Here is a 10,131-nt window from a genome sequence, read left to right as displayed (position 1 = left end):
GCCAACAATGCAACAACAATTGCACCGATAATAAAGAGTTTAGACCAGTCTTGTTTTTTCTTATGCTTCATATATTTCCCTCATCTTCACTAGAAACAAAATTCTGCCATGCAGTCTTGTAGCCTTTGTATAAACTTAAACAGGTGTGCCAAATTTCGACACACCTTCATTATAATGGATATTTAATTTGAATACAACAGCCTATCTAGCCTATCTATACCTTTAATAACTGATCTAAAAACTCTTTTTTGGAATCAATTTGTTCGGTTAAGGTGATCAGCTTTTGAACATTTTTCTGTGGTATCCAAGATTTTTTATTATTATAATAGTAATTTGTAATCTTCCAGAACTTCTCTGGGTAGAGGAGTAATACGTAAAGTAAATGTTTCTCAGCCTTTAAAAGGGTTCTCTGTCTTTGATACTCTTTTAAAATGTTTTGTCCCATGCTGATGTTCCAATCGTTTTTTTCCATTGCCTTCCGGATAAATTGATAAAGATCAGTAACCTGTAATCCAAGGACTGACTTTTCAAAATTCGAGGTTGCTACCATATCACTTTCATGAACCGCAGCAGCAGAACAAAGCTGATTGGTTGCTTTATTACAATTTAAGATAAAAACATTATGATAAGTATAGTTCCCATGGCAAACCATACCCCGGTCTAGCGAATTACACATTAGAGTACAATAAGGGATTTGCTTCATATACTCCATCGCATCCAAGGCATCTTTAAAAAAACGTTCGCACTCACTTAAATAGCATACCTCAAATTCATTTTTCTGCTTTCTTTCCCGTATGTAGCTTTTTACCCGTTTCAGTTCTCTTGTCCTTTTTTCTAAGATTGTAAAAAGGTTTCCTTGCTGATAACATTGCTTCTGCTCTGGACTAACTTCAATTCCCACCATACAATTATGAAGACGAGCTAAATTTGAGGTTGCAAGACATATCTTATCCTCTTTTTTAAGGTTACATTCTTCCCCATCAAACCAGTTCTTAATTACAAACTTTTCGCCAATAGAATTTACGGAAAGAATTGAACCAGCACAGTTTCTAACATAACCATCCGTATTTTCGTATCCATTCGCTGCAATCTGCTGCTTGATTGTATCCTCGAATTCGAGACGTCCTTCTCCACCCTCATATCCGCAAAGCAGCTTCAGTCCCTGATCAGTTTCCAATACATATGCTCCTCTTGTACGGTAGGTATTGTAGATTCTCAAATCATATTTTCCTAGTACCTCTTGGCTTCTATCCTCCACATTACATCCCTCCGACTGAAAACATACTCCCTGAATGCCCTTAGAGGGAGTTCTTTCTAATCATATGATGTAATATGAAAAATCATGCTATGTGGAATGTAAAATTGTACACTTTTGTATAGATTAACAAGCTTTTCTATAAAATTTTGGTTGTCCTTATGGTTGAAAAAATAACATACCAAAGGCACAGCAGTAAAGCTTCCTCCCGATGCAAATAAAATCCGTGGAATACAGAATTAATTTCACATTTGGTTTTAAAATATTTGCTCCCTCAGGTAAAATAATCGATTCAGTATGACCCGAACAATATTCAATAGTTCTCTCATAATGAGAATTACCTATCCTAAATTTGACTTTTACAGAATAGGAAAGAACACCAGTAATTAAAAGCTTCGTATTACAACAAAGCTCTCCCTTTCTTCCTTTTTTTGAAAATGGAAGAAACGTTGATTTCTGGTGTTGATAATCTACCTTTATATCCCTAACAACACCTGATTCCGGTATCTGCTTTGGAAATAGTAAGTTCTGTTCTATGAGACACGGTTTTCCTACTGTTTTAATAATCTTTGCATATACTTCATTAGAAAATACTAAGAACTCTTTTTGAGCAGCTCTACAACGTACTGATATAAAATCCTCTCGTAGCATTTCTGATATACATAGACCAAACCGTACGATTCCCCTTTCGTTGGGTGCCAGAGATAGTAAAATAGCGTCTCCTTTTTTTATTGGCTTACCCCCGTTTTGAATAAGGAACGAATTTGGTATAAGTATTGTTGATTTCGGATGGTCTATCTCAATCCATATATGTGGCATGTACTTATCTGATAAATTTAAAACAAGCATCTCATACTTTAGAATATCAAAAGTATATGCCACTTCTTTTTCTACTGTAAGTGCCATGCATAAATCCAAGCCATCATCCAAAGGAAAAGGAACATCCTTAATCATCACAATTGTCGTACGTTAAAACTAAAGATATGCTACAAAATAGTGTATTTCTAGCTATGATAATAGCAGAAAAGTCCTGAATATCAAAACCTAAAAATACTTGATGGTTACCATTATCCTCTAACGGTACTACGATATTAGTTGAAAATGGTATAACCTTTTCTACAGTATTATTTTTTCTTACTCCATTTTCTACACGTGTTATAACGATTTTGGTATTAAAATATCCAATTACAATAAGATTTTTACCGGTCAATATCTGACCTTCTGCAGATGTTCCCGCTACACTAGGTACAAATCGAATGTTTGATACGCAGATGGACGGAGTTGTTACCGCCACATTATCGTTAATATCAGCCTGCACCAAAAACGTTTGAGTTGCTTGAAACTGGCTAAAAAACTCAGGCATTGTAGTGGGAAATTGAATCGGAAATAGGCAAATTGGAATCGAGGAACAACGAGACATAGTATTCTCCTCATAATTACTAATGTTACTTTATCATATGCTAAAATTGAATAAAAATGTTATAAAATCATGTGCCTTATTCTTAGGCATTTAAATTTTTAATATTCTACTTGTCCATCAATTTCTTATTGTTTTCTTTTGATTTCTGGCTATCTTTAATAATTGTTCTTTCGTATTTAAGGTTGGATCACCAATTACCTTCTCTAATAGCATATCAAGTAATAACCCAATATTTTTGCCTGACTCAAATCCTTGTTCCATTAAGTCCTTTCCATTTACCGCTAAGCTCTTTAGAGATACACATTCTCCATGTTCAATCATATCCTGATATAGCTCTTTGGCACGTCTTAGGTCCTTACTCATCTCATCTATCACTTGAGGATCTTTTGTTTCCATATTACATTCCTGAACTACAAAAAGCATTGGCATGTATTTTTCTCCAATGAGATTGGTTGCTCTTCGAATATCTTCTTTTGAATGGCCAAATTTAAAATTATGATAATAGACTAGTTTTGACACACTCTCTATCGTTTCATTATCAAACTTTAATCTGCGTAAAATAGACTTCGCCATATTTGCACCCTTGACTTGATGCTCCTTACTGTAATTAAGAGCTTGCGAATTATTTTCTTTTATTACTGATTTTGCTACATCATGCAAAAGAATCGCCCAACGATAAATCAATTGTTGCTTTTTATCTTCAACCTCTTTTGAAAATTTCTTGACGAAATAGCGCAAAACCTCCATTGTATGCTCACCAACACTTGAATGTTGGTATGGACCTTGTAACGAAGTAGCAAGCATCTGGTCAAATTCCGGTAAAATAACCTCTGTTAATCCCGTTTCATAGGCAATACTTAATTTTTCTGGATAGCTTGATAATAATAGTTTATTAAGTTCTTCACGAATGCGCTCCGCACTAATATTTCTTAAATTCAAAGCTTTTAAACGGATTGCAGCAAGTGTTTCATCCTCAATCTTAAAATTAAGCTGCGCTGAAAAACGAACCGCACGAAGAATACGAAGTGCATCCTCATCAAACCGCTGGTCTGCACTTCCAACGCAACGTATCTTCTTCTCCTGTAAGTCTTTTAGACCCTCAAATTCATCAACAAGTCCATCTTTGGAATTATAAGCCATCGCATTTATTGTAAAGTCTCTTCGTTTTAAATCTTCTATTAAATTTTTTGTATATTCTACTTGCTTTGGATGACGGTTATCCTCATATTCACCATCAAGGCGATAGGTCGTAACTTCAAAACCTTCTTTCCCAAGCATAACCGTAACTGTTCCATGTTTAATTCCTGTGTCTATAGTTCTTGAAAATATCTGCTTCACCTCATAGGGATTTGCAGAGGTCGTAATATCCCAATCTCCTGGTATTCTACCTAGTAAAGAGTCGCGAACGCAGCCTCCTACCGCATAGCCTTCAAAACCATGAGCCATCAGTTCTTCTATGATATAATTCACCTTATCTGGGAGAGTAATTAACATTTTAGGGTAATTCCTTTCACTTCAATCTGTATTTATTCTATCACAGATGAGATTATTACGCATTACCTTTCAGTATTACCACTTCCAAAATTGATTAGACACTGTTTCCAGTCCTTATTGTATTTTGGAGTTAAGTGGATACCATCCGTAGCTGCATCATCGGGTAGATTTCCTTCTTTGTTTGCAAAATAAGAATACAAATCTAGATAGGATACTCCTTCCTCCTCAGCCATCTTTTTGATTAAATTGTTAAACTTTCTTATATTCGTGTTATTATATACTTTATCTCCTTCATTCATCTTCTTTGACACAGGGTAATTTGCTTGTATGATAATTTCACAGTCTGGTTCTATTTTTTTCAATCCTTTAATAATGTCACGATAATCTTCTATAAAAATGTCAAGACTATTCCATCCAAGTTCATTTATTCCAAACAATAAATATGCTTTAGAAAATGAAGTTTGTTTTGCTGCATCGAATATATTACCTTTTTGTTTATTATCAAGAGTAATATAGTCCTTACCAATTGCTGTGTTTACCATCAAGCCTTGATACGTATAAAACTTTGCATTTTTAATCCCACCAAATTGTCCAAGACCTTCTGTTCTGGAATCTCCGATAAAAATAGTATCTTTAAAAAATTCATCCTCAATTTCACTATTCATATTTTTTGATGTTTCATCTTCCGAAGTATCTTTTTTCGAATTCTCATCCTTTTTGGCGTTTTCATTATTTAAATCATCTTTTGATGAACCATCCGCATTGCCAGTATTTGATTCACCCGCATTTGTTTCTGTTTTATTATTTTCTAAATCCTCATTCTTTTCCTCAATTCCCCACTTGGTAGTTTCACTATCATCCCCATCGGATTCAACCTCTTGATTTCCCTCATTATTCATATCAAGTGGATTCTTATTCTCACCTGTTTCATTTAGTTCGGAATCAATCTCATGAGGATTGTTTGAAGCAATATCTTCTAATTCCTGATTATTTTCTCCCGGATCAACACTAGTCTCTATTCTGTGGGAATTCGCAGCCTTCGCACCAACCCTGCTGCTCCCCCCTTGGGATAAGCATAAATATATGGAAAGCGACAGCATCCCTGTCACACTTATTGCATAAATTACTCTTTTTGTACGATTTCTTCTTCTTTTTTTCTGATAACGTATTTTCAATAGTTCCTTGTTCGTATACATGACAGCGCCTCTCTATTACACATTACTAATTATATCTTTCATAGTATAGATAAGTATTGATACAAGAAAGTTTCAAAAATATTACTATTTCTTTAATATTAATGAATAATTTGTAGAATTAAAACAATTGTAATGTTATAAAGTTATGTATCAAACATTTTTTCCCTTTTTTCCAAAAAAGTAAGAAGAAAGAACTAAGTAGATTCATCACTATAGGCTTCCTAAGTTAAGTCAAAGTAGATATTCGCAATCCGCTTTACGCTACTTGCTCATAACCTCATTGCCACTACTGAGAGGAGAAAAAGTCGGAAGAATCAAACAGACGCTTAAAAACTTCTGTTGATTCTTCCGATTTTTACTTCGTGTTATATTTATTAAATCAAGTTTACTCACGTTGCATTCCATGTTTATTCTTATCTTATGTTCTATTTTTTTATAGAGATTAAGTTCTTTGTCACTTTTACTTATTTTATTTTAGAACTCAACTTTGCTAAGCTTCCAGATATCCCTTACATATTCCTCAATGGTTCGATCCGAAGAGAATTTTCCACATTTAGCAACATTTAATATTGCTGCTTTTGCCCAAGCTTCTTTCTTACGATATGCTGCTTCGACACGTTTTTGAGCTTGCTCGTAAGAGCGAAAATCCTTTAGGATAAAGTATTGATCTGCCTTCTCATAATCGTTTGTATCAAGTAAGGAATTATATAGCTCACGAAATAAATCTTTGTTTTGTGCAGAATAGAATCCATCCACTAATTGATTTATAACACGTTTGATATCAGAATCAGAATTGTAAATATCCCTAGGTTGATAACCTCCGTTTAATTCATAATGAATAACCTCATCAGAACTAAGACCGAAGATAAAGGCATTTTCTAGGCCCACTTCCTCCACAATCTCAATATTTGCTCCATCCATAGTCCCTAAGGTGAGTGCACCATTTAACATAAATTTCATATTCCCTGTTCCAGACGCCTCTTTGCTTGCTGTTGAAATCTGCTCAGAAACATCTGCTGCAGCAAAGATTATCTCCGCATTTGATACTCGGTAATTTTCTATAAATACTACCTTTAATTTATCTCCTATGGAAGTATCATAATTAATGACCTCACCCACGTTATTAATTAATTTAATAATTGCTTTTGCTCTACGATATCCAGCAGAAGCCTTCGCACCAAATATAAAGGTTCTTGGATAAAACTCCATGTCAGGATTCTCTTTTAACTTATTATATAAGTACATCACGTGTAAAATATTTAAAAGCTGGCGTTTGTACTCGTGCAAACGCTTTACTTGAACATCAAAGATTGAATTTGGATTCACATCGATACCATTATGCTCTTTGATATAGGCTGCAAGACGAAGTTTATTGTGATATTTTATCTCCATAAACTTTTCGCCAACCTCTTGATCCACTGCATAAGGGGTTAATTGGTTCATCTGAGATAAATCTAAAATCCACCCATCACCGATTTTTTCAGTAACAAATTCAGCCAGCTCTGGATTTCCGTGCAATAAGAATCTTCTTTGAGTGATGCCATTTGTCTTATTATTAAATTTTTCTGGCCACAATTCATAAAAATCACGTAACTGTTGCTTCTTTAAAATTTCCGTGTGTAGCTTTGCAACACCATTGACAGAAAATCCAGCAACAACCGCAAGATTTGCCATTTTAACCTGTCCGTTATAAAGAATAGCCATCTTTTCAATCTTTTTATAATCCCCAGGATATCGCTGTTGCAGCATAAAGACAAATCGACGATTTATCTCATCAATAATTTGGTATACTCTCGGAAGTAGGCGCTCAAAAAGTTCAATCGGCCATTTTTCTAAAGCTTCTGACATAATAGTATGGTTGGTATAGGCACATGTCTTGTTCGTAACTTCCCACGCTTCCTCCCAGGTTAAATAGTAATCATCCATTAGAATTCTCATTAGCTCAGGAATTGCTACCGTCGGATGCGTATCGTTGAGTTGAAAACATATCTTCTCATGAAGTTTTCGAATATCTCTGTGATTCTGACTGTATTTTGCAACTGCTCGCTGTATACTTGCGGATACAAAGAAATATTGCTGCTTTAATCTTAGCTCTTTTCCTGCATAATGATTATCATTCGGATACAAAACTTCGCAAATGGTTCTCGCAAGGTTTTCCTGTTCCACTGCCTTTTGGTAATCGCCTTTGTCAAATGAATCAAGATTAAATGTATTGATTGCTTCCGCATCCCATATCCTTAAGGTATTTATCATACCATTTCCATAGCCCACTACTGGTAAATCGTATGGAATTGCACGAACAGATTGATAATTTTCTTGAATAAAGATTTCTCTACCGCTTCCGTCCTTTATCATTCGTACATATCCGCCGAATTTCACTTCTTGTGCGTACTCCGTTCGTTTCATTTCAAAAGGGTTTCCATCTTTTAACCACAAGTCGGGAACTTCCACCTGAAATCCATCTTCAATCTTTTGTTCAAACATACCGTATTTATAACGAATACCACAACCATAAGCTGGATAGTTTAAGCTCGCTAAAGATTCTAAGAAGCATGCGGCAAGTCTTCCAAGTCCACCATTTCCAAGTGCTGCATCCGGCTCCTGATCTTCAAGGTTATTAAGATCTACTCCCATTTCCTCCAATGCATCATGCACTACCTTATCAGCCTTTAAGTTGATAATATTATTTCCTAGCGCACGCCCCATAAGAAATTCCATGGATAGGTAGTAGACTATTTTTACATCCTGCTCTTCAAATTTCCTATGAGTCTCCATCCACTGGTCGATGATGATATCCTTCACCGCATAGGACACAGCCTGAAATAACTGCTGTTTCGTTGCATCATTTACATTTCTACGGAACAGTGTCTTTAAAAATTTTTCAACACCTCGTTTAAACTCTTCCTTCTTTAACTCCATACTCATTCCTCCCTTTACTAAGAAGATTCTTTTCTCAGCCTGCACTATCTGATTATTATGTGCATTAAAGTATCTTTTCTCCGCTTCTTAAGTTTTTCAACCACCACTTAAGAGATTGGATTTCTAACTACTGAAAAAATGATTGCTTGTATCTCGTCAAATCATAAAAAGGGTCACTATATCGTATGTCATGATTTTTATATGGTTCCTTTTAAGTCACTTCCTGCTAGTATCCTTAACGAACGTATAAGACAAACTTTATATTACTACGATCTAAAAAAGGTTACTTGATTATAACATTTTGACTTCTTGTAATACAATAGAAATTCATATTTCTCTCTATCTTGCTTGCATAACCGCAGCAATCGCTGGTGGTGCCACAGTTATGAGCCATTTTAACGACTCTAGTTTCTGGCTTGTAAAGTCCTTACTTCAAATCGATGTAAAACAACTTTGAAATCTTGGACTATAGTGGAGACTATTGTTGGTGTAACAGGATTTGTTGGGGCGTTGATTATTTTATTCTTTGTTAAATAGTAACTAGCTAATGTTTTTTCTAGGATCTTGCTGATAAATCATCCTCTATAAAATACTAAGGAGTAACTTTGATTTACCATATCAAAGTTACTCCTGTTTTGTTACTGTTATACGACTGTAGGTAATAAAGCTTGCTACTTAAATTAGTTAAGTTCGACGTTTCTATACTATTCGTTATTTTCACTAGTTTAATTATGATCTATTTGAACAAAAACTTTACTGATTCTCTTCCCTTCAACGTCATGAATCCGTAAGTTTATGTTATTTACTCGTATTTGAGTTCTATCTAGTTCTTCTGGAATGTATCCCAGCTGTTCGATGAAAAATCCTGATAAAGTTTCTGATTTCCCTTTTTTAAGATCAATCGAGAGTTCGTAATTTACATCATCTATTGTCATCGCACCATTTACAAGAAACTCATTTTCATTTAATTCCACAAAATCTACTTCACTGTGCTTATCATCAATATCCCCGACGATTTCTTCCACAATATCTTCCATTGTAACAATACCAAGAAACCCTCCATACTCATCAATTAAGATTGCCATACGATTCTTATCTTTTTGCAATTCCTGAAATAGAGATACTACAGACTTGGTATCATTTACATAATGAGGCTTTCTCATAAGCCTTCTCACATCTTCCGGTAAGAAACTATGGTGTTTCCAGTAAGGAAGACATTCCTTTATGTTTAATATACCAATAATATTATCTTTATTACCGTCATAAACTGGAATTCTTGAATACCTAGATTCAAAAATACCATCCAATTGTTCCTCCATAGGATGATTGATATCGATGCCAAATACATCCTTTCTTGGGACCATGATTTCTCTTGCTGTCTTATTGGTAAACGAAAATACGCCATTGATCATTTCTGTTTCTAACTCATGAAAGACACCTTGCTCACTTCCAGAAGTCAACATCGCCAAAATTTCTTCTTCTGTTACCACATCCTCTACTGTCTGTTTATGAAAACCAAGCAGTCGTAAAACACCATTCGTAGAAAGTGATAATAACCGTATAAATGGAGACATAAATTTTGATATGGTGTTAATTGGATTCACCACAAATAAACTAAAGCTCTCAGCCTTTAGTAGCGCAATCCTTTTTGGTACCAATTCACCGAACACAAGGGTAAAATAAGATAATAAAATAGTCACAAGAACCATAGCAATTGTTTGGCTATAAGGTATCGATAACGACTCCATATAACCGCCAAGTACCTTTGAGATACCAGTTGCTGCAGACGCACTCGAAAAAAAACCTGCTAACGTAATTGCTACCTGAATTGTTGATAAGAATTTGGT

At 34.9% G+C, this 10,131-nt stretch carries 7 protein-coding genes and 1 pseudogene; 1 reads left to right on the top strand and 7 read right to left on the bottom strand.

What is annotated here, in order from left to right:
- Window positions 1-214: 214 nt before the first annotated feature.
- The 6 genes from RTP52_RS14995 to RTP52_RS14970 all read right to left on the bottom strand — a co-directional run bounded on the left by RTP52_RS14995 (window position 215) and on the right by RTP52_RS14970 (window position 8,290).
- On the bottom strand, window positions 215-1,258 hold the full coding sequence (locus RTP52_RS14995; RefSeq protein WP_312104288.1) for a hypothetical protein: 1,044 nt from the start codon (window positions 1,256-1,258) through the stop codon (window positions 215-217).
- A gap of 156 nt (window positions 1,259-1,414) precedes the next feature.
- Window positions 1,415-2,173 carry a hypothetical protein gene (locus RTP52_RS14990; protein ID WP_312372247.1) on the bottom strand — a complete coding sequence of 253 codons (759 nt, stop codon included), beginning with the start codon at window positions 2,171-2,173 and terminating at the stop codon, window positions 1,415-1,417.
- 28 nt (window positions 2,174-2,201) lie between these two features.
- Window positions 2,202-2,675, bottom strand: a complete 474-nt coding sequence (locus tag RTP52_RS14985; RefSeq protein ID WP_312104293.1) for a hypothetical protein — start codon at window positions 2,673-2,675, stop codon at window positions 2,202-2,204.
- 117 nt (window positions 2,676-2,792) lie between these two features.
- Entirely contained in the window at window positions 2,793-4,169 is a 1,377-nt protein-coding gene (locus RTP52_RS14980) for a CCA tRNA nucleotidyltransferase (protein WP_312372245.1), read from the bottom strand.
- A gap of 62 nt (window positions 4,170-4,231) precedes the next feature.
- Window positions 4,232-5,365 (bottom strand): GDSL-type esterase/lipase family protein, encoded by a 1,134-nt coding sequence (locus RTP52_RS14975; protein ID WP_312372243.1) that lies wholly within the window; start codon window positions 5,363-5,365, stop codon window positions 4,232-4,234.
- Between the two features lie 474 nt (window positions 5,366-5,839).
- Complete coding sequence (locus RTP52_RS14970; protein WP_312372241.1) at window positions 5,840-8,290, bottom strand: glycogen/starch/alpha-glucan phosphorylase; 2,451 nt, start codon at window positions 8,288-8,290, stop codon at window positions 5,840-5,842.
- A 331-nt stretch (window positions 8,291-8,621) separates the two neighbouring features.
- Here RTP52_RS14970 and RTP52_RS20440 point away from each other — a divergent pair.
- Window positions 8,622-8,821, top strand: a pseudogene (locus RTP52_RS20440) (GntT/GntP/DsdX family permease); the annotation flags it as partial.
- Between the two features lie 188 nt (window positions 8,822-9,009).
- Here the strand turns inward: RTP52_RS20440 and RTP52_RS14960 are convergent.
- Window positions 9,010-10,131, bottom strand: a 1,122-nt coding sequence (locus RTP52_RS14960; protein WP_312372239.1) for a hemolysin family protein, incomplete at its 5' end; no start/stop codon positions are given.

Source organism: Lachnoclostridium sp., from assembly GCF_031997925.1.
GTDB lineage: Bacteria > Bacillota > Clostridia > Lachnospirales > Lachnospiraceae > Lachnoclostridium.
This window is presented reverse-complemented; position numbering and strand designations above follow the sequence as displayed.